The 24,638-nt window shown below is 45.9% G+C and carries 16 protein-coding genes; 10 read left to right on the top strand and 6 right to left on the bottom strand.

Annotated elements, in window-relative coordinates; all coding sequences use genetic code 11:
• Positions 1–64 precede the first annotated feature (64 nt).
• Positions 65–727 carry a phosphatase PAP2 family protein gene (locus QE357_RS07105; protein ID WP_309706529.1) on the bottom strand — a complete coding sequence of 221 codons (663 nt, stop codon included), beginning with the start codon at positions 725–727 and terminating at the stop codon, positions 65–67.
• A 275-nt stretch (positions 728–1,002) separates the two neighbouring features.
• On the opposite strand from QE357_RS07105, the gene asnS reads away from it, so the two are divergent.
• The 7 genes from asnS (at position 1,003) to fdhD (ending at position 9,352) form a co-directional block, all read left to right on the top strand.
• Complete coding sequence (gene asnS / locus QE357_RS07100) at positions 1,003–2,457, top strand: asparagine--tRNA ligase (RefSeq protein ID WP_309706528.1); 1,455 nt, start codon at positions 1,003–1,005, stop codon at positions 2,455–2,457.
• Positions 2,458–2,588: 131 nt separating this feature from the next.
• Positions 2,589–3,674: a complex I subunit 1 family protein gene (locus tag QE357_RS07095; RefSeq protein WP_106635473.1), complete on the top strand. Its 1,086-nt coding sequence runs from the start codon at positions 2,589–2,591 to the stop codon at positions 3,672–3,674.
• A 153-nt stretch (positions 3,675–3,827) separates the two neighbouring features.
• Positions 3,828–5,324 carry a catalase gene (locus QE357_RS07090; protein WP_307142538.1) on the top strand — a complete coding sequence of 499 codons (1,497 nt, stop codon included), beginning with the start codon at positions 3,828–3,830 and terminating at the stop codon, positions 5,322–5,324.
• Between the two features lie 327 nt (positions 5,325–5,651).
• On the top strand, positions 5,652–6,710 hold the full coding sequence (gene hemH / locus QE357_RS07085) for a ferrochelatase (RefSeq protein ID WP_106635471.1): 1,059 nt from the start codon (positions 5,652–5,654) through the stop codon (positions 6,708–6,710).
• On the top strand, positions 6,711–7,949 hold the full coding sequence (locus QE357_RS07080; protein WP_409050231.1) for a cysteine desulfurase family protein: 1,239 nt from the start codon (positions 6,711–6,713) through the stop codon (positions 7,947–7,949). It abuts the gene before it with no gap.
• A 6-nt stretch (positions 7,950–7,955) separates the two neighbouring features.
• Positions 7,956–8,513: an NUDIX domain-containing protein gene (locus QE357_RS07075; protein WP_309706527.1), complete on the top strand. Its 558-nt coding sequence runs from the start codon at positions 7,956–7,958 to the stop codon at positions 8,511–8,513.
• Positions 8,510–9,352, top strand: a complete 843-nt coding sequence (fdhD, locus tag QE357_RS07070) for a formate dehydrogenase accessory sulfurtransferase FdhD (protein WP_309706526.1) — start codon at positions 8,510–8,512, stop codon at positions 9,350–9,352. The genes QE357_RS07075 and fdhD overlap by 4 nt, the downstream gene beginning before the upstream one ends.
• A gap of 809 nt (positions 9,353–10,161) precedes the next feature.
• Here fdhD and QE357_RS07065 read toward each other — a convergent pair.
• The 3 genes from QE357_RS07065 to QE357_RS07055 all read right to left on the bottom strand — a co-directional run bounded on the left by QE357_RS07065 (position 10,162) and on the right by QE357_RS07055 (position 13,630).
• Positions 10,162–10,542 carry a DUF779 domain-containing protein gene (locus QE357_RS07065; RefSeq protein ID WP_307142534.1) on the bottom strand — a complete coding sequence of 127 codons (381 nt, stop codon included), beginning with the start codon at positions 10,540–10,542 and terminating at the stop codon, positions 10,162–10,164.
• Positions 10,543–10,626: 84 nt separating this feature from the next.
• On the bottom strand, positions 10,627–12,150 hold the full coding sequence (locus QE357_RS07060; RefSeq protein WP_106635468.1) for an aldehyde dehydrogenase family protein: 1,524 nt from the start codon (positions 12,148–12,150) through the stop codon (positions 10,627–10,629).
• Between the two features lie 565 nt (positions 12,151–12,715).
• A complete protein-coding gene (locus QE357_RS07055) occupies positions 12,716–13,630 on the bottom strand; it encodes an AraC family transcriptional regulator (RefSeq protein WP_106635467.1) in 915 nt (304 codons plus the stop codon).
• Between the two features lie 246 nt (positions 13,631–13,876).
• Between QE357_RS07055 and QE357_RS07050 the strand changes: the two genes are divergently transcribed.
• Together QE357_RS07050 and QE357_RS07045 are read left to right on the top strand one after the other, a co-directional pair.
• The gene (locus tag QE357_RS07050) at positions 13,877–15,910 is read left to right on the top strand and encodes a TonB-dependent receptor (protein WP_309706525.1); all 2,034 of its coding nucleotides are present in this window, start codon (positions 13,877–13,879) and stop codon (positions 15,908–15,910) included.
• A 382-nt stretch (positions 15,911–16,292) separates the two neighbouring features.
• On the top strand, positions 16,293–17,393 hold the full coding sequence (locus tag QE357_RS07045; protein WP_307142532.1) for an XdhC family protein: 1,101 nt from the start codon (positions 16,293–16,295) through the stop codon (positions 17,391–17,393).
• A 91-nt stretch (positions 17,394–17,484) separates the two neighbouring features.
• On the opposite strand, the gene QE357_RS07040 is transcribed toward QE357_RS07045, so the two are convergent.
• Positions 17,485–18,339, bottom strand: a complete 855-nt coding sequence (locus tag QE357_RS07040; RefSeq protein WP_309706524.1) for an S-adenosyl-l-methionine hydroxide adenosyltransferase family protein — start codon at positions 18,337–18,339, stop codon at positions 17,485–17,487.
• Between the two features lie 125 nt (positions 18,340–18,464).
• On the opposite strand from QE357_RS07040, the gene QE357_RS07035 reads away from it, so the two are divergent.
• Positions 18,465–19,784 carry a DUF389 domain-containing protein gene (locus QE357_RS07035; RefSeq protein ID WP_307142530.1) on the top strand — a complete coding sequence of 440 codons (1,320 nt, stop codon included), beginning with the start codon at positions 18,465–18,467 and terminating at the stop codon, positions 19,782–19,784.
• Between the two features lie 1,011 nt (positions 19,785–20,795).
• On the opposite strand, the gene metH is transcribed toward QE357_RS07035, so the two are convergent.
• The gene (metH, locus tag QE357_RS07030; protein WP_309706523.1) at positions 20,796–24,632 is read right to left on the bottom strand and encodes a methionine synthase; all 3,837 of its coding nucleotides are present in this window, start codon (positions 24,630–24,632) and stop codon (positions 20,796–20,798) included.
• Positions 24,633–24,638: the final 6 nt, after the last annotated feature.

The raw sequence follows: 24,638 nt of genomic DNA, 5'->3' as shown, positions 1-24,638 counted from the left end.
CGACGGCATATTTAGCCATCCTTTTGACGGGGATGGCTTTTTGCATTATAGCCCTTCAGGAGAACTAGATAAAAATGTAGAAGGTAGTTCCGCAGACGATAGCCCCTAATAACAGTCCCACCAGAATCTGCCGGGGAGTGTGAGCATTAAGGTACAAACGGGCACTCATCAGAAAACCCGTTAATAACGTAACGATCAGGAAAGGAATGAGTAAACTGCTCAATCCCAGCTTTAGGGTTAAGGCCAGTAAGCCGCCCAGCACTCCGCCCATTCCTGTGGCATGAGCTGAAATTTGCCAGTAGAGACTGATAAAAGCGACACAGGAAATGGAAAAGGTTATACTGGCCATTACTACCGTTACCTCGGGTAACAACGCCATGTAGCGAAACGAAGCATAGGAGAAAATGGTATACAGCATTACAATGACCAGGTAAGGCAATCGCCGGTCCTGTAAATTCTCCATGGTGAGGCTTTTAATCACTTTCAGCCGATACAGCACGTATAATAAATAACTGGGAATCAAAAAAGTAAAAAAGAAAACCAGTAACAATAGCCCTGCTCTGAAGGATAATTTGATACCAAAAAAATCGATGGTTTGCTCGCCATTGAACGCCGCCAGATTGGCAACGGCAGGCGTGGCTGCGTAAAAAATAATTCCGAATAAAACGGTCGGAATTAATAAGGGATGCAGAACAAACGAAAGGAAACGGGCAAGGGCGGTATTCAAGTGTTAAGGTCTAGTTTGTGATTCGACTAACAACAAAGGTAATTTCCCGTACGCCCTTCACCAAAGAGCAAAGCTGGTCTGAGGTGATTTTTAATACATTCCTTAGGATTTATTATCTATTTGATACCCGAATCCTTCTTCTTCGATCTATTTTTTCCTTAAAACCTACATAAACCATTGCTCATTACTGGATTTTTTTTCTCTGGTAACAGGAAGTAGCTAATTTTGCGACCATTACAGGCGGACGAGTGTTCCGCCGCTGATCGAAGTTCATCATGAAATATCAAATTAAAGATTACCTCCGTCACCACGGTTTTGTGGGTCAGACCCTAACGGTTCAGGGGTGGGTTCGAACCAAGCGAGAGAGCAAGAATGTCAATTTTATTGCTCTAAATGACGGCTCGACCATCAATAACCTGCAAGTTGTGGCTGAAGCGGGCGTGATTTCGGACGATATTCTCAAACTCGTAACGACCGGCTCTGCCATTGCAGCTACCGGGGTACTGGTCGATTCGCAGGGAGCGGGCCAGTCAGTTGAATTAAAAGTTGAGTCCATCGAAGTATACGGCACAGCCGATCCTGATCTGTATCCGCTGCAACCCAAGCGTCATTCGCTGGAGTTTCTACGGGAAATTGCTCACTTACGTCCTCGTACCAATACGTTTTCGGCGGTGTTCCGGGTGCGTCATGCCCTGGCTTTCGCCGTTCATAAGTATTTCAGTGATAATGGATTTTTCTACTGGAACTCTCCCATTATTACGGGATCGGATGCCGAAGGAGCGGGTGAAATGTTCCGCGTCACCACGCTGGATCCTAAAAATCCACCTCTGAACGAAGATGGTTCGATTAATTATAAAGAAGACTTTTTCGGCAAAGAAACCAACCTGACGGTATCCGGGCAGTTGGAAGGCGAATTAGCGGCTTTGGGTCTGGGTAAAATCTATACGTTTGGTCCTACGTTCCGGGCCGAAAACTCAAACACGACTCGTCACTTAGCGGAGTTCTGGATGATTGAGCCCGAAATGGCGTTCTTCGAACTGGAAGATAACATGGCTCTGGCCGAAGATTTCGTTCAGTACGTGATTAAGTACGCTCTGGAAAACTGCCAGGACGATTTAGCTTTCCTCGAAAAACGGTTGCTTGAGGAAGAAAAGAACAAGCCCCAGAACGAGCGTAGTCCCATGCCTCTGCTGGAAAAGCTCCAGTTTGTGGTAGAAAACGAGTTCGAACGTCTGACTTATACGAAGGCTATTGAAATTTTGCTTCAGTCGAAGCCTCACAAAGAGAAGAAGTTCCAGTACCCTGTAGAATGGGGTATTGACCTCCAAAGTGAGCACGAGCGTTACCTCGTTGAAAAGCACTTCAAGAAACCCGTCATCCTGACGCATTATCCCCGGGCGATCAAGGCTTTCTACATGAAACAGGAAGTGGATCGTCCCGAAGACAAAGGACCGACGGTACGGGCCATGGACGTACTATTCCCCGGTATCGGTGAAATGATTGGCGGAAGTCAGCGGGAAGATAATCTGGAAAAACTCGTGGCCCGGATGGAAGAAGTAGGCATCGATCCTCAAAGCATGGACTGGTTCCTCGACACGCGTCGATTCGGTTCGGCTCCGCACTCGGGTTTTGGTTTAGGTTTCGAGCGTCTGATTCAGTTTGTAACGGGTATGGGTAACATCCGCGATGTGATTCCTTTCCCCCGTTTCCCTAAATCAGCAGAGTTCTAATACCCGATTTTCTCTAGTTGTGAAGACCGTTTCTCCTAAGAAACGGTCTTTTTTAGTTCCATTCTAAATTAATCCGAGCATCGGCTTAGATTTGCAGCGGGAAATTCCCAAACCTGTAAACGTGTACTATTTTGCTTCCTGCTTTACTGATATGCCTCGCCCTGACTCTTGCTACGGTTGTAGTGGGAGTATACGCTGAACGAAAAATTTCGGGTTTTATTCAGGATCGCCTCGGCCCTACCGAAGTGGGTCCATATGGCTTACTCCAGTTATTTGCCGATTTATTGAAGTTACTCCAGAAAGAAGACATTGTGCCCAAACTGGCAGATCGCTGGATGTATCTGGTGGCTCCCTGTCTGATTTTTGTGGCGATTTTTCTAGGTTATGCCGTCGTTCCGCTCGGCCCCGACTGGATTGGCTCCAGTACCGCCATTGGCGTTTTCTGGCTCATGGCGATCGTTTCACTCGATGTGCTGGGTATTATCATTGCAGGCTGGGCTTCTAACAATAAATATTCCCTGTTTGGAGCCATTCGCTCAGTAGCTCAGATTGTGAGCTATGAAATTCCGCTGGGGCTTTCAGTGCTGTGCGTAGCCATGATTTGCCAGAGCCTTGATTTACAGGAAATTAGTTTTCAGCAAGGTATTTATTCTCAGGAAAATGTCTATTTCTTCGGTATAAAAAGCTGGGGATTGGACGTAACGGCTAACGGCGGTTTTCTAAGCTGGAATATTTTCCGAATGCCACTTTTCTTTATCGCCTTTATCATCTACTTCATCGCCTCGCTGGCCGAATGTAATAGAGCTCCTTTCGACTTACCCGAAGCGGAATCTGAGCTGGTAGGTGGCTTTCATACGGAATATTCCGGTTTCCGCTGGGCCCTGGTTTTCCTTAGCGAGTATGCCATGATGATGCTGGTTAGTATTCTCGGTGTAGTGTTGTTTCTGGGTAGCTGGAATACCCCCTTACCTAACATAGGTCCGGTAAAATTAGCCGACTGGACTTCCGGTGCACCGGGAACGCTGTTAGGTAACTTCTCAGGTATGTTCTGGTTACTGGCCAAAGCTGCTTTGTTAATCCTCGTTCAAATCTGGGTTCGCTGGACTTACCCTCGCCTTCGCGTCGATCAGTTAATGTATTTAGGATGGAAAGTCTTAACGCCTCTTGCTTTAGTGATGGTCGTCTTATCTGGCGTATGGCGTTTATTGATGGTTTAACATCTGATAATAAATAAGTTATAACTAATGACCATCCTTAAGTAGGGTGGTCATTACGTTTTATTATACATTCATCAATATAATCGATTTTACTTATCGATTTCTTCCTTATACTTTTGTCTCAGTTCTTACTTCAAAATCACTAAGCAAGCGATGGATCAACAAAAATTAACAACCGCTTCAGGACGCCCCTATGCTGAAAACGAAAACTCACAAAGCGTAGGTCCCCGTGGTCCTTTATTGCTACAAGACTATATTTTACACGAAAAAATGGCTCACTTCAACCGCGAGCGAATTCCAGAGCGGGTAGTGCATGCCAAAGGTTCTGGTGCTTTCGGTACCCTGACCATTACCAACGATATTACAAAGTATTCTCGGGCAAAAGTATTCAGTGAAGTTGGGAAGCAAACGCCTTTATTTCTGCGTTTTTCGACCGTAGGTGGCGAAAAAGGCTCTGCTGATACTGAACGCGACCCTCGCGGTTTTGCTCTCAAGTTTTATACCGAAGATGGTAACTGGGATTTAGTAGGTAACAACACACCCGTCTTCTTCGTCAAAGATCCCAAGAAATTTGGTGACTTCATTCACACGCAAAAGCGGGATCCTTTCACTAACCTGAAATCACCTACCATGATGTGGGATTTTTGGTCGCTGAACCCTGAATCCTTACATCAGGTTCTGATTTTGATGTCTGATCGCGGCACGCCTTATGGCTACCGTCACATGCACGGATTTGGAAGTCATACGTTTTCGTTCATTAATAAAGAAAATGAGCGTTTTTACGTAAAATTCCACTTCCTAACTAAACAGGGCATTAAAAATTTCACTGGTAAAGATGCCGATGAAATGAAGTCGAAAGACATGGATTTTGCTCAGCGTGATTTGCTGGAACACATTGAAAAGGGTGACTTCCCGAAATGGTCGATGCAGGTTCAGATCATGCCCGAAGCGGAAGCTAGAACATACCATATCAATCCTTTCGATTTGACCAAAGTATGGCCTCACTCCGATTATCCGCTGATTGAAGTCGGTGAAATTGAATTAAACCGAAACCCTGATAATTACTTCCAGGACGTAGAACAGGCGGCCTTTGCTCCCGCTCATGTGGTGGATGGAATTGGTTATTCGCCCGACAAGATGTTACAGGGCCGTCTGCTCTCGTATCCTGATGCTCAGCGGTATCGTTTAGGAGGTAACTACGAACAGATTCCCGTAAACCGTTGTCCTTTCGCTACCACTAACTACCAGCGTGACGGACAAATGCGGGTTGATGGTAACGGTGGCCGTAATCCCAACTATTTCCCTAACTCGTTTGATAACATTGTAGCAGATCAAAGCTATCAGGAACCTGCCTGGGAACTGGATTCGAATATAGCTGGCTGGTACGACCGCAACGGCGAAGGTGAGAACGACCACTACACCCAACCTGGTAACTTGTATCGCAACGTTCTGGACGATGAGCAAAAAAGCCACCTGGTAGAAACCATCGTGGGTGCTTTGGGCGGCGTTACGGGTCCTAAACGTGACGAAATCATTAACCGTCAGTTATGCCACTTCTTCCGGGCCGACATTGGTCTGGGGATGCGTATTGCTCAGGGCTTAGGCGTAAACGTAGAAAATGCAATGCCTAAAAAGCATGAAGTTAACTAGCGAGAAGGTTTACAAAGTTTGAGCGGGTTTGAGGTAGTTTGAAGTTTGATTTAGGTTTGAAAAGTTATTTGTAACCTGGCGGTTTAGGATCAAATCCACCTAACCAATCAAAACGTTTCTAACCAAGTCAAACTATCTCAAACCTGACCAAGCATTAATTAAACCTGCTCAAACTTAACCAAACTTCAAACCTTCCTCTTCCGGGGAAGGTTTTTATATATGTAGAACGGCAAAGATTTCCGACCTTTGCCCCCGAAACGCCACGAGCGAAGAAGAGATAGACAGAACGTATTTTAAGGTTACATCTATTCAGGTAACCCTCCAAACATGCAGGTCACAGAATTAGCGTCCACTCGCACGACTCAACAACTGAAAACGGGTATTTTACTGGTTAACCTGGGTACACCCGATAGTCCCAGTGTACCGGACGTACGTAAATATTTACAGGAATTTTTGATGGATGGCCGTGTCATTGATATTCCTTTCATGAATCGCTGGGCTTTAATCAACCTGATTATTGCTCCCTTCCGGGCTCCCAAATCCGCTAAAGTGTACCGGGAATTATGGGAGGAACGCGGCTCGCCACTCAAGTTTTACGGAGAAGATATTAAAGAACTGGTTCAACAGCGTCTGGGTGAAGATTACGAAGTAGAGCTGGCCATGCGTTACCAGAACCCCAGCATTCAAGCTGGTCTGGATCGCTTTCAAAAGTTAGGACTGAAGAAGATTATTGTCGTTCCATTCTTCCCTCAATATGCTTCTGCTTCAACGGGTTCGGTGTATGAAAAGGTCATGGAAATTGTAGGTAAATGGCAGGTTATTCCTGAAATTTCCTTTACCAACACCTTTTACGATCATCCCAAATTCATTGAACATTTTGCGGAAACGGCTCGCAAGTACATGCGTGAACACGAGTACGACTTCTTCCTGTTCAGTTACCACGGCTTACCCGAACGCCAGATTACCAAGGGCGATCATACGGGTAATACCTGTAAGTTTGGCAGTTGCTGCGATCATATTCATAAGGACAATCAGTATTGCTACCGGGCTCAGTGTTTCGCCACTACTCGCCTGCTCGTAAAGGAGTTGGGCTTAAAAGAAGGTACGTATACCACCAGTTTCCAGAGCCGTCTGGGAAAAACGCCCTGGATTAAACCCTACACCGACGAGGTGATTATTGATCTGGCTAAACAAGGAAAGAAAAGCGTATTGGCCTTCAGCCCTGCGTTTGTAGCCGACTGCCTCGAAACGACGATTGAAGTAGGCGAAGAATATAAAGAGTTATTTGAGGAAAACGGAGGTCAGCACTGGCAACTGGTAGAAAGTTTGAATAACAGTCCTTTATACGTTGATTTATTAATTGATTTAATCAACAAACAGGCTTAAATGAATCGCCCCGGTCACCATCGGGGCGATTTTTTTAGCGTGCGTATTATATTTATCAAACCTACGCTAACGCCTCAAACGCTAATGATAAACCGACCGATTTATCTGGACTATAACGCAACCACACCCGTAGACCCTCAGGTGTTGGAAACGATGTTACCCTGGTTTTCGGAACAATTCGGAAATGCCGCCAGTCGCACGCACCTTTGGGGTTGGGAAGCCGCCGAAGCGGTTGAAAATGCCCGTCAGCAAGTAGCTCAGATCCTGGGGGCTCAGGATAAAGAGATCGTTTTTACCAGCGGAGCCACTGAATCGAATAACCTGGCTTTACTGGGTAGTTTTGAAGCTTCTTCCAGCAAAAAACACCTTATTACCGTTCAGACCGAGCATAAAGCGATTCTGGACGTTTGTAACTATCTGGAAAAACAGGGTGCGGAAGTTACCTATCTACAGCCGGATTTTCAGGGATTAGTTACCCCGCAACAAGTTCAGGAAGCCCTTCGGGAGGATACCTTACTGGTTTCCGTGATGTGGGTCAATAATGAAACTGGTGTGATTCAACCGATTCGGGAAATTGGTCGAATATGTCGCGATACTGGCGTTTTATTTCACACCGATGCTACGCAGGCTGTAGGCAAACTCCCCATTTATGTAGAGGCTGATTTCATTGATTTACTCAGTCTTTCCGCCCATAAACTTTACGGCCCGAAAGGAGCTGGAGCCTTGTACGTTCGCAGAAAAACGCCTCTGGCCATTCAAATGCACGGCGGCGGACACGAACGCGGACGACGTTCAGGAACACTGAATGTTCCGGGAATTATTGGTTTAGGAAAAGCCTGCGAGCTGAGTTACGAGAAGTTACCTACCGAAAGTAAGCGTTTGGCTGATTTACGGGATTACCTCGAACGCACGATTCTGGAATTCATCCCCAACGTTCAGGTGAATGGCTCGGTTACGCATCGTTTGCCGCATGTTAGTAACCTGGCTTTTGGTGGCGTTGATGGAGAAGCTTTGTTATTAAATCTGACAAAAATCGCCGTTTCTAATGGCTCGGCCTGTACTTCAGCTTCGGTTCATCCTTCGCACGTGCTGAAAGCTATGGGGTTAAGCGATGAGCTAGCCCATGCATCCGTTCGGTTCAGCCTGGGACGTTTTACTACCGCTGAAGATATTACACTGGCGATTCGGTACGTTACTGAAACTGTTGCCCATACCCGAGCCCATTTCATAAGCCTTTGACCATTCATGGAGCTTTTTGAGTTATACAACGAACAGAACCTTCCCTTCTGGCAAACCAAAGTACGGTCGGATGTACACCGCGACGGCGACTGGCACCGCAGTACGGAAGTGTGGGTTATTAATCAAAATCAGGAGCTGTTACTGAACCTACGCCACCCCGACAAAGACCTTTTTGCCAATCTCTGGGATGTTTGCATAGCGGGACATTTAATGCCGGGTGAAAACTATCGCACGGCGGCAATCCGGGAAGTCAAGGAAGAGTTGGGCATTCAGGTCCCCTCTTCAGCTTTACACTTCGTTGATGTCTGGACTATGGATGGGTTTGATGCAAAAACGCAGTCTTTTGATCGGGAGTTTACGGGTGTTTTCGTCTGGAAAACGCAACTCGAATTATCCTCATTTACGCCCCAGGCGGAAGAGATTGCAGAACTGAAATACGTTTCACTAACTGAAGTAAGACAAATGCTGGAAAACCCCGGCTCTGGCTTATCTTTCATTCCGATGGAATCCATTTTTTTGAATATGATGGATCGAATTGAAACTACTATCCTCCCACAGTTGTGACCTCTGATTTTGACGAAATATCTTCTATTCAGCCCATTATTATTCAGAAAGTTAGTCTGAACGAGTCGGTTCAAACCTTACCCGATGTATTAGCGGTAGAAGAACCCCTGGAAATTGTACTGGCCTGGAAAGAGAATGAAAAATGGCAGCAGAAAAGTCTGTCCGTAACCATGCGAACGCCGGGTCAGGATGAAGAACTGGCTCTGGGTTTTCTCTTTTCGGAAGGCTTATTACTGGATCGCTCGGAAGTGCAGAAAGTACGGGTTAGCTCGCTAATTAATAAGGTTTTTGTAGAAGTATTACCCATCGTAGCCGAACGATCCAAACGGTTGCAACGTCACTTTTATACGACTTCGAGTTGCGGCGTCTGTGGCAAAGCTTCACTGGAAGCCGTTCGGCAAACGGCTCGTTACCCCATTTCAGAAGTAACTCCTTTGATGCATTGGGAGACGCTTTTTCGATTACCTCAACTGCTCCGGGAGGCCCAATCAACTTTTGATCAAACTGGCGGTCTTCACGCCTCGGGTTTGTTTGATAACGAAGGTAATTTATTAATACTCCGCGAAGATGTAGGTCGTCATAATGCCCTGGATAAAGTACTGGGTTATGCTTTGAAAACTAACGATTTACCCCTCAGTAACAAAGTCTTACTGCTGAGTGGACGTATTAGTTTTGAGCTGGTTCAGAAAGCTGTCATGGCCGGTATTCCTTTGATTGCCGCCATTGGGGCTCCTTCCAGTCTAGCCGTTTCACTGGCTCAGGAACATGGTCTTACCTTAATAGGCTTTCTTCGGAATTCTCACGCCAATATTTATAGTGGGGCGGAGCGGTTAGTTTAGCGTACGCTAGGTAGTTGATCGTTTTTAGCGGTTGTAAGTTGGTAGATTACTATTCAACCTTTTACAACAAAAAATACATCATTAACTTAACTCTTTGAGAGACTGTCTAAAACTAAGAGTTAGATAAAGGGGAATAGGTCTCTCCTCACTTCGGGAGGACCATTGGAGGAAGAGTTTATACAGCGATCTGTCATCGAGAGTGAAGCGGAGAAGCTTCGGGAATGCTGCTTCCCCGGATAAAATCCGGGGCTATTCGCGTTAAACCCCTCCGGGGTTAATGGTCGTAACCCAATTGCAACAATCTTGACAACAACCCCAGCGGGGTTCAATATGAGTAGCCCCGGATAAAATCCGGGGACACGGTTGTTAATAATAGTTATCTCATACCTAAATGATACATCATTACGTGATCATCAGCCTCTGTCATTCAGAGCGAAGCGAAGAATCTTATGCTCTTTTTCGAGCTTGTTGGGGCATGCGGTAACTTGAATAAATCAACCCCACCCCATTCGGCAGAAGGTCTCTCTCTTCGTTCGAGATGACAGTTGGGGATTAATCACTGGTGTGAGATTCTATCTTTTTTCTTAAATAAGGCAGGTTTTACCTTCCGTTCTCCCAAGGCTATTAGCCCTAGCAAAGCCAAGGATCGCATTCCGATTTGCAATCGCTCAAGATTACAGAAACCCTGATTCGTATCAAGGTCTTCTAGTATAAATGTTAGACAGCTTTTGAAAGTTGAGAAATAAAAAGCTACCCGAAAAACGATTCGGGTAGCTCTACTTGTACACCTGTAATCTGAACCTACTAACTTAATCAGGGCTTTCACCAACGGTAACGGGCTCCAGTTGATTTAATTCTTCTTCCGTAAATAACCGTGATCGGATTAGGAAACGTACTCCCAAGGGAATTTCCGCCGAAAAACTAGCCCCACGTCCGGGCACCACGTCAAGCGTCAGTTGGGTATGTTTCCAGTATTCAAATTGAAAATCGCTCATCCAGAAATCGCAGCCATGTACATTCCCTAACAACACATCGTGACTACCGATTTTAAAATCTCCCACGGGAAAACACATGGGCGAAGATCCATCACAGCAACCTCCGCTTTGGTGAAAAAGCAATTCGCCATGTACCTCTCTTAGCTGATCAATAATGGCCTTTGCCGCATCGGTAACTAATACACGAGATACCATAGCAGTTTGAGGTTTGGGGTTTTGAGTTGAGGGTTTTGAGTTGAGAGTTAGCCCATTAACTCAAAACCCTCAACTCAAAACTCATCAAAAGAATCCTAACTTATGCTTATCATAGGAAATCAGCATGTTTTTGGTTTGGCGATAGTGACTTAGCATCATTTTGTGCGTTTCGCGACCAAAACCTGATTTTTTGTAGCCACCAAACGGAGCATGTGCGGGGTAAGCATGGTAGCAGTTCACCCAAACGCGTCCGGCCTGAATGGCACGGGGCACGGTATACAATTCGTGAGCATCACGCGTCCAGACTCCTGCACCTAATCCGTAAAGCGTATCGTTCGCAATAGAAATGGCTTCTTCCGTATCCTTAAACGTAGTTACGGATAAAACCGGACCGAAGATTTCTTCCTGGAAAATCCGCATTTTGTTGTGTCCTTTCAGGATGGTTGGCTGGATGTAATAACCATTTTCCAGACCGCTATTCTGATGGAAGGCCGCTCCGCCGGTTAATACCTGAGCTCCTTCCTGCTTACCAATTTCGATGTAAGACAGAATTTTCTCGTACTGATCTTTCGAAGCCTGAGCTCCAAGCATGGTATCTGCCGAAAGTGGACTACCCATCTTGATTGCTTTTGTCCGGGCAATTACTTTCTCAATGAACTTTTCGTAAATGGACTCATGCACCAGTAATCGCGAAGGACAGGTACAGATTTCTCCCTGATTGAGAGCGAACAATACGGCTCCCTCGACGGCTTTGTCCAGGAATTCATCATCTTTATCCATCACGCTGGGGAAGATGATATTGGGCGATTTACCCCCTAATTCCATTGTAGCTGGAATCAGATTCTCAGCCGCATATTGAAGAATCAGACGGCCTGTGGTCGTTTCACCCGTAAAGGCTACTTTCGCCACCCGATTAGAAGAAGCCAGTGGTTTACCTGCTTCCAGACCAAAACCATTCACTACATTCAGTACGCCTTCAGGTAATAAATCACCGATTAATTCCAGTAAAACCAGAATACTCGTTGGCGTCTGCTCGGCTGGTTTCAGCACAATGGTACATCCCGCCGCCAGGGCCGGAGCTACTTTCCAGGTAGCCATTAGCAATGGGAAGTTCCAGGGAATAATCTGGCCTACTACGCCAATGGGTTCGTGAATGTTCAGCGAAACGGTATTTTCGTCCAGTTCTGCCACCGAGCTTTCTTCAGCCCGAATTACCCCTGCATAATACCGGAAGTGGTCAATAACCAGTGGTAAATCCGCTGCGGTAGTCTCACGAAGTGGCTTCCCATTATCAATCGTCTCTACCTTGGCGAGATAATCCAAATTCTGCTCAATGCGGTCAGCAATTTTCAGCAGTACATTACTACGATTCGCTACTGATGTTTTGGACCATTTCGGGAAAGCCGCATGAGCCGCATCCAGGGCCGTTTCTATATCTTCGGCAGTCGATCGGGCTACCTGGCAAAATACTTTCCCATCGATGGGAGAAATGTTATCAAAATATTGACCGCGAGCCGGAGCTACCCATTTTCCACCAATGTAATTTTCGTATCGTTCTTTAAAGGTCGGACGATCCGTCCGTACCGGAGCTTCGAGTGTCGCTTCCATAATCCAATTGTTTAAGAGGTTTACTAAGACAAAGATCAGGAATTAGTCTATTTTTTATTGGATTGATCCTATCAAAGAAAGTAACGATTCTATCAATTTGAGGCGAAGTGAAAGAAATGATCCTAATCAAAAATTAAACTTCGCTCAGCTTTTCCACTGGCAACAAGAACCGTTAGTAAACCTACAGAAATGCTTTTCGTAACTCTCAATATTCTAGAAGCAAAGCCACCAACAGAAAAACTGGACTTCCGCTACCAGCTTTTTCGCTGGTAGCATGAGTTACTAGTAAACCCAGTAAGCTGAATCTGAAAACTTTCAACAACCGCTAACTAAGAACATACCCGTAAAACAACCGCTGCCAGCAAAAAAGCTGGCAGCAAATCATAAATCATATCAAGGAAAAACTGATCTTCCGCTACCAGCTTTTTCGCTGGTAGCATGAGTTACTAGTAAACCCAGTAGGTTGAATCTGAAAACTTTCAATTAGCATCAAAGCAAGGCCACCAGCAAACCACAAAAAAAGCCAGCGAATTCGCTGGCCTTCTCAAGAACGAATACGTATCCACTAATTAAGCCGATACTGAACGGGCGTGCTTTGCGTATAGCGTTTGAAGAGTTTCAGAAAATGATTCAGATTATTAAATCCGCAGGCTACGCTAATATCACCAACGCTCCGATTGGTTGTTTTGAGTAGTCGCTGAGCCAACTGTATCCGTTGCTGATTAATAAACTCCAGTGGCGATAGGCCAAACTGAGCTTTAAACTGTCGATAAAAACTAGGCTCACTCATGCAGGCCTTATCGGCTAACTGTCTGACATTAAAGGTTTCATGTAGGTGATCCTTAATGTATTGAGTAATAAAAGCCAGTCGATTCGTACTGCTGTGTTGCTGACTGTTTTCAATTAATAACCGACGAGCCTGCGTTTGAATCAATCGCATGGTTAATTCTTTCATTACCAGATCAGCGAAGAAATCTTTAGCCGGATTATTCTCCGTAAAAATGTCTATCAGCCGACTAATCAAGCTATTTACCGTCGAAGAATTCGTGAAGTAAAAACTGCTGTCCGACCATCGCCATCCCGAGGGTGAATCAACGAGTGGAATGTTTTCATTTAAAAGATCCGTATACTTCGCAATCTGATCCTGACCAATGGCCAGAGCCAGGCATTGCGTTGGCGTTGAAAAAGTAGCTTCCGGGAAATCAATTCGCATGGTTCGATTACCCGGAACCAGCACCGACTCTCCCGGATGATAGTCAAAATCCGGGGTATCTTCGAGGTGCATGACTTTCTTGCCCCGAATCATACTCGTCAGCACCGGACTGTGAAAAGTTAACTCTACGGCCCGGGCCTGCGAATGCGTTTCGTAAATATTCAGTTCAGCGGTATCCAGCGTATAAGCCGTTCGATTTTCAACGACCTGCTCTAACCGGCGATTTCTCAAATGACTTCTGAGATCAAACAAAGAATCCGATTTCATAGCATTACGATCTTCTGAAGTTCAGAAGTATTTCTTCTGAAGGCTGGCAATATACTTACAATATCCAATTTATTCTAACTATAATATAAAACGTTTTATATCGCGGAAAAGTTATACTTATGAGTTTAATAATTGGTTTTGGTGATTAGAATTATTACCTCTATCTGATGGCTCAGAGTTTTATGTACTGTATCAGCCTTCCATTCCATCATCATTCCTTTACTCATTCAACATTTAATCCGCTCTATGTATTTTCGAATCGCTCTACTGATTAGTTGCATACCTATGATTACTCAGGCTCAGGACAGCCTGCGAACCCGCGATTTGAAGCCCGTAGAGATCCAGTCTACCAGACTTCAAACTGCCGAAAACCGGAGTCCATTTTCGGTGTCCGTATTGAATCAGTCCCGCCTTCAGATTGGACAACCTCAGCTTTCGCTTTTCGACGCGATGGGGACTATTCCGGGTGTTTTTTCCCAGAACCCAGACAATTTTGCCCAGGACTTACGCATTTCCATTCGGGGTTTTGGAGCCCGTTCTTCTTTTGGCATTAGGGGATTGAAAGTATTACTTGACGGCATTCCCGAATCAACGCCCGACGGCCAGGCCAAGGTGAATAATTTTGATGTAGGAAGTTTGGGGCAACTCGAAGTTATTCGTGGGGCTTCTTCGGCTTTGTATGGAAATGCTTCTGGCGGTATTCTTTCGTACACCACGGAAACGCCAGCGTATAATTTTGTGGAAGCTCAGGCCGTAGCAGGTAGTTATGGTTTCCAGCGGTATCAACTGAAAGTAGGTCAGAAATGGAAGCAGTCGACCTTGTTGCTGAATGCCAGTCGTAACCTTCAGGATGGATACCGGGACTATTCTTCCATGAATAACTGGTTACTAAATCTAAAATTCCAGCACGAATTTACGGCTTCCAATAAGTTAACCATCCTCTACAATCTTTCAAAAAACACAGCCGAAGATCCCGGCGGATTAACTCTTCAGCAAGTCGGAGAAAACCGTCGTATGGCTCGTCCGCAAAACGTGCAGTTCCAGGCTTTTTCGGGAGCTACTCAACAGCGTATCGCAGCTATTTATGACCATTTAATTGGTAAAAAACATCAGTTTCAGGCCCGCACATTCTGGACCAATCGAGACTTTGAAAACCGGCTGGCTTTTCTTGCCGGGGGCAACGTTCAGTTTCTCCGTAATTACATGGGGGGTGGCGTTAGTTACCAATACACCGATCAATTTGGGTCCGTTTCATACCGTTTAAAAACAGGGGTTGATATTGAAAACCAACAGGATAACCGGAAACGATATAATAATATTGACGGTCAGCAAGGCCCGCTCTCACTGGAACAGGTAGAAACCTTTCGTAACATTGGAGCGTATGCTTTACAGGAGTTTGGCTTGCTGAAAAATACTTTATTAACCATCGGTACGCGTTACGATGCTATTCGCCTGAACGTTAATGATGAATTCCTGAGTGATGGCGATCAGTCGGGTAGCCGGAATTATCACCGCTTTAGCCCAACCGCTGGTCTGAACTGGGAGTATCAGCCCGAACGCAGCGTTTACGCCAATTTCTCTACCAGTTTTGAAACCCCTGCTTTGACAGAATTAGGTACGAATCCAAGTAATCTGGGCGGCTTTAACTCCGAACTCGGGCCAATGCGGGCTCAGAATTTTGAAGTGGGAACGAAGGCTACTTTTAACAAAGTAAAAGTTGATGTAGCCGTCTTTCAGGTTAATGTTCGGGGTGAAATTGTCCCTTATCAGTTAAGCGAGTTTGCGGGCCGTACTTTTTACAGAAATGCGGGTAACTCCCGCCGTCGTGGCGTTGAATTAGGGCTGACGGCTCAGCTAGTGGAGGGATTAACTGCTTATGCAAATTACACGTATTCCGACTTTAAATACCTGAATTACACCACGACTTCCGGGACTTTTGATGAAAATCAACTACCGGGTATTCCACCGCACTTTGGATACGGCGAACTACGTTATTTTCGTCCCAAAGGCTTTTATGGAATCGTTCAGTTCCGTAGAAACGGCACGTTCTACGCTGACGATGCCAATCAGGTAAAAACGGAAGCTTTTAGCTTGCTGAATTTACGTTTTGGCTGGCAAATCAAGTGGAATAAATGGTCGCTGGAACCTTTTGGCGGGATTAATAACCTGTTGAATCAGAAGTACTTTGCGAATGTACAAATCAATGCTGCCGGCGGCAGATACTTCGAACCAGCCACGAGTCGAGCCTTTTTTGGTGGGGTGAAGGTGAGAGTGTGGTAGTTGACTGTTGTTAGTTTTCAGTTAAAACTGGTAGTATATGTTTCGCCTCAGATTCGTGAGAAGAGCATCTGGGACGCTAAAGTTTCCGCCGTGGTTGGTGTCCTCACCAACCAGTATTCTTTCTGCCATGGTTGGTGTCCCCACCAACCATTCATATAAAGTACAGCGGCTGTTGGAGACACCAGCCACGGCGGGAAACGGCTGATGAAGACACCAGCCACGGCGGGTATTAAACACCAAACATTATCCCGGATGATAATCCGGGGCTACTCAGAATTAACCCCTCTGGGGTTATTACATTCATCGTCAAAAGTCTCCCCTACCTTTATAGGTTTTCCCTTTTCAACTGAAAACCCCAAACTGAAGACGGTAAACAAACGCAATGAAAGAAATAAAGTCCATAATCGAGCATTACTTAAAAATTGATTTTTCGACAACGCGAGCGGCTCTGGCAACAGTGGTGCGGGTGGAAGGTTCGTCTTATCGCCGGGTCGGGGCAAGAATGCTGGTTACCGAAGACGGACAATGGATTGGAGGTATTTCAGGCGGATGTCTGGAAGGCGACGCTCTCAAACGAGCCAGACTGGCTATGTCAACGGGTAAGGCTTCCATGGTCACGTACGATACCACAGATGACGATCCGTATCAGATTGGTGTTGGACTCGGTTGTAATGGAATTATCGATGTATTACTAAGTCCACTGGATCCGAACGATACCCATAATGCCGTTTTGCAGTTACAGCCGCTGGTTTTCCGTCGACAACCCTCAGTAGTCATTACCGTGATTGATAGTGTTTTAGACGAGTTACCCAAAGGCTCCGTCCATCGCTTTGAATCACAGGAAAACTTTGAATTTCCGATTGCAAGAAAAGAGGTAATGGATTGCATCCACACTTGCTTAACAAACGAGAAATCAGCTCTACAAACATTAACGGGCGATTTTGGCAGCATTACCCTTTTACTGGAAATCATCCCGCCGCCTATTCACCTCTTCATTCACGGTGGCAACTATGACATTTTCCCACTTGTTCGGCAGGCAAAAGAGTTAGGCTGGCTAAGCACCGTTTTCTGTAATCCTCAGAAAATCAATAAATCTTTGTTCGATTGGGCCGATCATGTTGTTCAGAAACACACCGAAATTAAACCCGACGATTATACCGCTGTGGTTCTAATGGCTCACGATCTGGAAACGGATTTTCAGAATTACCAACGTTACATCACGGCAACTCAGGTGCCTTACATCGGCTTATTAGGTCCCAGAAAGCGTTTTGAGAAGATGATTCAGCGATTGGATGACGAAGGGATTACGCTTTCTACCGAACAATTTCAGCGAACCTATAGTCCAGCCGGACTGGATACCGGAGCAGCCACGCCCGAAGAGATCGACTTATCCATTTTAGCGGAAATCAGAACGGTTTTCTCGCATCGCGAAGGCGGTCAGCTCCGCAAACGAAAAACTCCGATTTATAGCGAAGAATCCTGATACTAGTTTGAGTGTTTGACGTGGAGAAAGTTATCCCTGATAAGCAAAAACATTCAATCATTCAATCATTCAATCATTCAATCATTCAAACTCATTTACTTACTTCAATACTCCATTCATTACCGCTTGCTATCTTGAATTTTTCGGCGAAGTTATCCATATTCAGGGCTAGTGAAACTTGTAATAGACTGTTCAGATAAACTAAAGGTTGCCCTTCTTTGACGGCTCCAAACGTCTGAACATAGGGCATTTTGCCTTCGTACTTCTTTTTTTGATTCTGATAAATCCGAACAGTTAACAGCTCACCCGTTTTCACACCTAGTTCCTGAAATAACGTTGCTGGAATATTGGTCCAGACGTTCCCGTATTGAACATCCAGAATCGAAATATTCCCTTTCAGAACCGAACCTTGTTTACTGGCTTTCTGGTAGGGAATCATTACGACCTGTTTAGGTAAGACCTCTCCTACCTCTTCAAAGTTTATAACTCCAGCGGCCAGCCGGGCAGCGGTGTAAGCGTAGACATCCCGACCGTGAAACGTGTAGGACTTACCCGAATCCTTCCGGCGATTCACCGCTTCGTTAATTTCTCTAACCTCATCAATTCCTTCCGATTCGGCTAGTAACGTCAGCGTTCCGTTATCAGGCGTTACTATATAATGACCCGCTTTTGTCTTTAGTACTACCGACTTCCGGCTGGTCCCAACACCGGGATCCACCACTGAGACAAATACAGTTCCTTTGGGCCAGTACGGTACGGTTTGTTCCAACCGGTAAGCGGCCTCCCAAATGTTATAAGCCGGAATTTCGTGCGTTAAATCAAATAACTTCAACTCCTGAGAAACGCCCATTGCTACGCCTTTCATGGCCGAAACAGCTCCGTCTTTCAGACCAAAATCGGATTGAAAAACCACGATTTTCTGTTGAGCGATACCCAGGTTCGCCAATCCAAGAATTACAATAAGCGATTGTAAAAAATAGCCTCATCATCTAGTTTTTCGCTGCCTTACCTTATTATTTCGTTTTTCGTTAGTGTACAAACGTCCCAACCTGACCCTCGAATGAATATCCTATGCAATTAAACAATTTTCGACTATTAATCACTCGACTCGTTAGTCTTGAAGAAGACAAAGAACAAGAACAGGAGATTGTTCAGTCCATCAAAAAAGGAGCCGTTCTGTGGGGAACTAACCTTTGGGTTCTGGTGGCAGCCGTTTTCATTGCATCCATTGGATTGAACATTAACTCCACGTCTGTCATCATTGGGGCCATGCTCATTTCCCCGCTAATGGGCCCGATTTATGGCATTGGTTTAAGCCTGGCGACTTACGATTTTGCCTTCTTTAAAAGTGCCCTTCGCAACCTGCTGATTTTCGTTCTTTTCAGCTTAGGTAGTTCAACCATTTATTTCTGGCTGAGTCCTTTGAAAGAAGTACAACCCGAAATGATCGCCTATACACATCCCAGCGTTTGGGACGTTTTGGTTGCTCTGATTGGTGGGGTCGCTGGGATCGTAGGAGCCTCCCGAACCCGAAAGGGAACCATCGTTACGGGTGTGGCTATCGCTACCGGAATGATGTTACCGCTTTGCACAGCGGGTTATGGGATCGCCAATCAAAACTGGTCTTTCGTGGCGGGAGCTTTCTATCTGTTTACCATTAATGGAATCTGCATCGCATTCTCTACCTATCTGGTAGTGCGTTACCTCAATTTTGAACCGTATCAATACGTAGAAAAAGAAACGCAGAACTGGGTACGCCGAACCATGACCTGGCTGATGATTCTGACTTTGCTTCCCAGTATTTATTTAGCTTATCAGCTCGTGGCGGATTCCATTTATCGCAGAAATCTCAAGCTTTTCATCGACGAAAAAATCAGGGGTAATAACCATTACGTCATTCAGCAAACGGTTTTGCCTTCGGCTCGAGGCAGAAAGGTGGAGTTATTAATCGTGGGTCAGCGTATTTCCAGCCAGGAGTTAGACTCGCTAAAAAGTCAGTTACCTCGTTATCGACTAGATCATACCGAGTTATCCTTCCGCTACGGCTTTGATGATACCATTCTGGCGGAAACGTCCCGGAGTGTATTAACCGAAACGGAAAAGCTATTACTTACGCAACGGATGGAGATGGATTCCCTCCGAAAAAATAGCCAGTTGGAAACACAGATTCCGCAAATTGCTCAGGAACTAAAAGCCATTTACCCGGAAATTGTAGAGGTGTCCATCGGGAAACACCTATCGACTGATGGCACCACCAATCAAGAGCAAACGGTTTGTTTACTAAAAATGGCAAAACCAGACGGGAGCTTACTACCTAAAGTACAACATTGGCTGGCCATTCGACTTCGAAAACCAGAAGCGGCGATTACCGTTTTGATCAGAAAAATGTAACTGGATGGCAGGTTTGTGAAATAAAGGCAGGTTCCCACCTGCCACTTGGAAGGAACGAGAGGGAATCTCGCACCAGTCGGTCTTAGTTAGTTAAACCAAAATTCTTGATAAAGCAGACTACATTACAAGTTCCCAAGTAGAGACGCGACTTCATCGCGTCTGGGTAAGAGGCGGTTTTGGGTTACCTCTGTATTGCTTCCTACGCCGTGGTTGGTGTCTCACCAACCACTATTTGCGTACCCATGATTGGTGGACTGGTGAGACACCAGCCATGGCGGGAATACTATTTCCATCTCCCGGCCAGACGCGATGAAGTCGCGTCTCTACCCTTTTAAAACCAAATCTCGGATTTAACTACGTTTACTACCTCACAGATTTTCTTAGAGTCACTCATCTCTATCCGAGTGACTCTAAGAAAAAGAAAGGTACAAATCCATAGACTTCAGCCCAACCGATGCCAGCTTTTTTACGCCGTGGTTGGTGTCTCACCAACCACTATTTGCGTACCCATGACTGGTGGACTGGTGAGACACCAGCCATGGCGGGGAATACTATTTCCATCTCCCGGCCAGACGCGATGAAGTCGCGTCTCTACCCTTTTAAAACCAAAATTTCGGGTTTAACTGCATTTACTACCTTACAGATTTTCTTAGAGTCACTCATCTCTATCCGAGTGACTCTAAGAAAAAGAAAGGGGCAAATCCATAGACTTCAGCCCAACCGATGCCAGCTTTTTTGCTGGCATCATTCGTCTAATATCCAATTGTTAACCCATCGCAGTCGCTTAGCTCTAGCCGAATAACGCTGTTTTAGGATGGAGAAAGATACTTTGTTACTAGCTACCGTTTCGCCTCCCAACGGCCAGAGGCCTAGAACTAGGTAGTCACTCGGCTGGAGCCGAGCGACTGCGGGAGCCTTTAAGATTTGAAATAATAAAACCGCTTTCAACTCTGTCTTAGAGTTAAAAGCGGTTTTATTATTTAGATCAGTAAAGTAAGTCTTTAGCCTCTTTCAATAAGCGAGCGTTGGAGCCAGCCATTTTTCGGCTTCCTCAAGCGTCATGCCTTTGCGTTTGGCATAATCTTCGACCTGATCTTTCTGAATTTTACCAATTGTAAAGTAACGGCTGTCAGGGTGACTGAAATACCAGCCACTAACCGAACTAGCCGGATACATGGCAAAGCTTTCGGTTAGGACAATCCCCAACTCCTCTGCTCCTAACAGATCAAACATCGTCCGTTTTTCGGTGTGTTCGGGACAAGCCGGATACCCCGGTGCCGGACGAATCCCCTGGTATTTTTCGTCAATCAGAGACTCATTATCCAGCTTTTCATCGGAAGCATACCCCCAGAATTCCTTACGAACCCGGGCGTGCATTAACTCCGCAAAGGCTTCCGCCAGACGGTCGGCAATGGCCTTAACCATGATGCTGCCGTAATCGTCGTGATCCTTTTCGTACTTCTCGAGTAAGGCTTCAATTCCAATACCCGCCGTCACCGCAAAGCCACCGATGTAATCCGTATGAGCACTTTCCAGCGGAGCAATGAAATCAGCCAATGAGTAATTTGGCAGATTTCCAGCCTTCAGACTTTGCTGACGTAACTGATGTAAGGTCGCCAACGCAGGGGTCGCTATTACGTCCGTTTCATCGATCTTACCTTCCTGAGAAGCCCGACTGATTTTGTATTCCAGATGCGTATGCGAGCCGTGGCGTTCGCAGGCTACTTCCTTCCTGATCTCTTCGAAAGGATGCAGAATAATATCGTCTTCGTGACTATTGGCAGGCCAGAAACCAATAACGGCTTTTGCTTTTAACGATTGATCGTGAATGATTTCCAACAGAAGATTATTCGCGTCTTCGTACAATTTCTTGGCTTCATCTCCTACCACCTTATCTTCAAAAATGGCTGGGTATTTGCCGTGCAACTGCCAGGTTTGGAAGAAAGGCGTCCAGTCAATGTATTGGGCAATTTCGGCCAGCGGATAATCTTCAAATACCTTCGTACCTAAGAAACTCGGTTTGTAAGCTTTGAAATTATCCCAGTCGATCTTCACCTTATTTTGACGGGCGGCTTCAATCGTTACGAAGTTTTTATCCGATTTACGCTTGGCGTGATCTTCCCGAAGCTTGGCGTATTGCTGCTTGATTTCGCTGTGAATTTCCGCTAATGTTTGCTTATTCTGCGTCAAACGACCTGCCACCGGAACCGAACGCGAAGCATCCAGCACGTGAATAACCGGCCCGGAATATTGCGGATCAATTTTCACGGCTGTATGGATTCGGGAAGTGGTAGCACCGCCAATGAGGAGGGGCATTTTCATACCCTGACGTTCCATTTCCTTCGCCACACCCACCATTTCGTCCAAACTGGGCGTAATCAAACCGGATAATCCGATAATATCAACATTATGCGTTTTGGCAGCTTCCAGAATTTTATCCGTTGGCACCATTACCCCTAAGTCAACAATTTCGTAGTTATTACAGCCCAGCACTACGCCCACGATATTCTTACCAATATCGTGCACGTCGCCTTTTACGGTTGCCAGCAAAATGCGTCCGGCAGTAGAACCAGCCTCTTTGCTTGCTTCGATAAAAGGTTGCAGGTAGGCTACGGCTTTCTTCATCACGCGAGCCGATTTTACCACCTGAGGCAGGAACATTTTTCCTTCACCAAATAAATCACCGACGATGTTCATGCCATCCATCAATGGACCTTCGATCACCTCAATGGGTTTTTCGTAAGCCTGGCGACATTCTTCTACGTCTTCATCAATAAAATCGGCGATGCCTTTCACCAACGCGTGCGATAAGCGTTCTTTTACGGGTAACTGCCGCCAGGAATAATCCGGGCCCGTATCGGTTTTGCCTTTCGACTTTACCGTTTCCGCAAACGCCACCAGACGTTCCGTTGAGTCAGGGCGACGGTTGAGGATAACGTCTTCAACCAGCTCCAGAAAATCCTTGGGAATTTCATCGTAAATCGTCAACTGACCCGCGTTTACGATTCCCATATCCATACCCGCCTTGATCGCGTAATACAAGAATACGGAGTGAATGGCTTCGCGAACGGGTTCGTTCCCCCGGAAACTGAACGACACGTTAGACACCCCACCCGACACTTTAGCGTAGGGTAAGTTTTCTTTAATCCAGCGAGTGGCATTAATGAAGTCTACGGCGTAATTGTTATGTTCATCAATCCCCGTCGCAACGGTTAGGATATTGGGATCAAAAATGATGTCCTGTGGAGGGAAACCTACTTCGTCTACCAGAATTCGATATGCTCGTTCGCAAATCTGAATTCGGCGTTCGTAGTTATCAGCCTGGCCGTTTTCATCAAAAGCCATGACCACAGCAGCGGCTCCGTACCGTTTGACGGTTTGGGCGTATTCCTTGAATTTTTCCTCCCCTTCTTTCAGCGAGATCGAGTTCACAATGGCCTTGCCCTGCACACATTTCAGTCCGGCTTCGATCACTTCCCATTTGGAAGAGTCGATCATAAGGGGAACTTTCGAAATGTCCGGTTCAGAAGCAATCAGGTTCATGAAAGTCGTCATGGCTGAAGCCCCGTCAATCATCCCTTCATCCATGTTTACGTCAATAACCTGAGCTCCACTTTCTACCTGCTCACGAGCCACAACCAGTGCCTCATCGTATTTATTTTCCCGAATCAGACGAGCGAATTTCTTCGAACCGGTTACGTTACAACGTTCACCGATGTTCAGGAAGAGAACTTTTTCCTTGGTTACTTCAATGGGTTCCAGTCCGGAAAGCTTCAGCACGGGCTCTTCCACGGGAAGATGACGAGGCTGATGTTTTTCCGCGATTTCAGCAATCCGACGAATGTGACCGGGGGTAGTTCCGCAACAACCCCCAATGATGTTAATCAAACCATCTTTCAGGAAACCGTTAATGGTTTCGCCCATTTGCTCGGGCGTTTCGTCGTATTCTCCCATCTCATTCGGTAACCCTGCATTGGGGTGAGCCGAGGTAAAGAAAGGGGATTTGTCTGCCAGGGTTTGTACGTAAGGACGCATCAAATCGGCTCCTAACGCACAGTTCAACCCAACGGAAAGTAAAGGTAAATGGGAAACAGAGGTCAGGAAGGCTTCCGTGGTTTGCCCCGAAAGCGTTCGTCCCGAAGCGTCGGTAATGGTGCCTGACACCATAATGGGCACTTCAAATTTCTCTGCCTTTGGAATATGGACAGGCCAGGGTAGCTTACCGCTGGTTACATCCTGGTAATAGGTATCAATAGCAAACAGAGCCGCTTTCGCATTGAGTGTATCGAAAATGGTTTCAACCAGCAGAATATCGCTACCTCCTTCTACCAGAGCCTTCGTCTGTTCGTAATAGGCTCCGACGAGCTGATCGAAAGTAATGGCCCGGTAACCAGGGTTATTTACATCCGGCGAAAGGCTGGCGGTACGGTTGGTTGGTCCCATAGAACCGGCTACGTAACGCGGCTTCTCAGGATTGCGAGCCGTGTATTCATCCGCTACCTCGCGGGCAATGCGGGCCGATTCATAGTTCAGTTCATACACTAACTCTTCCATCCCATAATCGGCCATGGCAATCCATGTACCTGAAAATGAGTTCGTTTCTACAATATCAGCCCCGGCTTCGTAGTATTCACCGTGAATGGTTTTGATAATGTCGGGTCGGGTTAACACGAGTAAATCGTTGTTACCCTTAAGCGGATGGGGCCAGTCGGCAAAGCGAGAGCCCCGATAGTCTTCTTCTTCCAGCTTATACCGCTGGATCATCGTACCCATCGCTCCATCAAGGATTAGAATACGGTTTTTAAGAAGCGTACGGATGTCGGGTTTTTGAATCGTAGTCGTCGTCATAAGTCA

This window comes from Siphonobacter sp. SORGH_AS_0500 (assembly GCF_031453245.1).
GTDB lineage: Bacteria > Bacteroidota > Bacteroidia > Cytophagales > Spirosomataceae > Siphonobacter.
Note: the sequence above shows the minus strand (reverse complement) of the source record. Positions and strands in the feature narration are given on the sequence as shown.

Bases quoted from the DNA above. Each gene is read 5' to 3' on its own strand.
- asnS (WP_309706528.1), top strand. From the start codon at position 1,003: ATGAAATATCAAATTAAAGATTACCTCCGTCACCACGGTTTTGTGGGT.
- QE357_RS07090 (WP_307142538.1), top strand. From the start codon at position 3,828: ATGGATCAACAAAAATTAACAACCGCTTCAGGACGCCCCTATGCTGAA.
- hemH (WP_106635471.1), top strand. From the start codon at position 5,652: ATGCAGGTCACAGAATTAGCGTCCACTCGCACGACTCAACAACTGAAA.
- QE357_RS07080 (WP_409050231.1), top strand. From the start codon at position 6,711: ATGAATCGCCCCGGTCACCATCGGGGCGATTTTTTTAGCGTGCGTATT.
- QE357_RS07075 (WP_309706527.1), top strand. From the start codon at position 7,956: ATGGAGCTTTTTGAGTTATACAACGAACAGAACCTTCCCTTCTGGCAA.
- QE357_RS07065 (WP_307142534.1), bottom strand. From the start codon at position 10,542: ATGGTATCTCGTGTATTAGTTACCGATGCGGCAAAGGCCATTATTGAT.
- QE357_RS07060 (WP_106635468.1), bottom strand. From the start codon at position 12,150: ATGGAAGCGACACTCGAAGCTCCGGTACGGACGGATCGTCCGACCTTT.
- QE357_RS07055 (WP_106635467.1), bottom strand. From the start codon at position 13,630: ATGAAATCGGATTCTTTGTTTGATCTCAGAAGTCATTTGAGAAATCGC.
- QE357_RS07050 (WP_309706525.1), top strand. From the start codon at position 13,877: ATGTATTTTCGAATCGCTCTACTGATTAGTTGCATACCTATGATTACT.
- QE357_RS07045 (WP_307142532.1), top strand. From the start codon at position 16,293: ATGAAAGAAATAAAGTCCATAATCGAGCATTACTTAAAAATTGATTTT.
- QE357_RS07035 (WP_307142530.1), top strand. From the start codon at position 18,465: ATGCAATTAAACAATTTTCGACTATTAATCACTCGACTCGTTAGTCTT.
- metH (WP_309706523.1), bottom strand. From the start codon at position 24,632: ATGACGACGACTACGATTCAAAAACCCGACATCCGTACGCTTCTTAAA.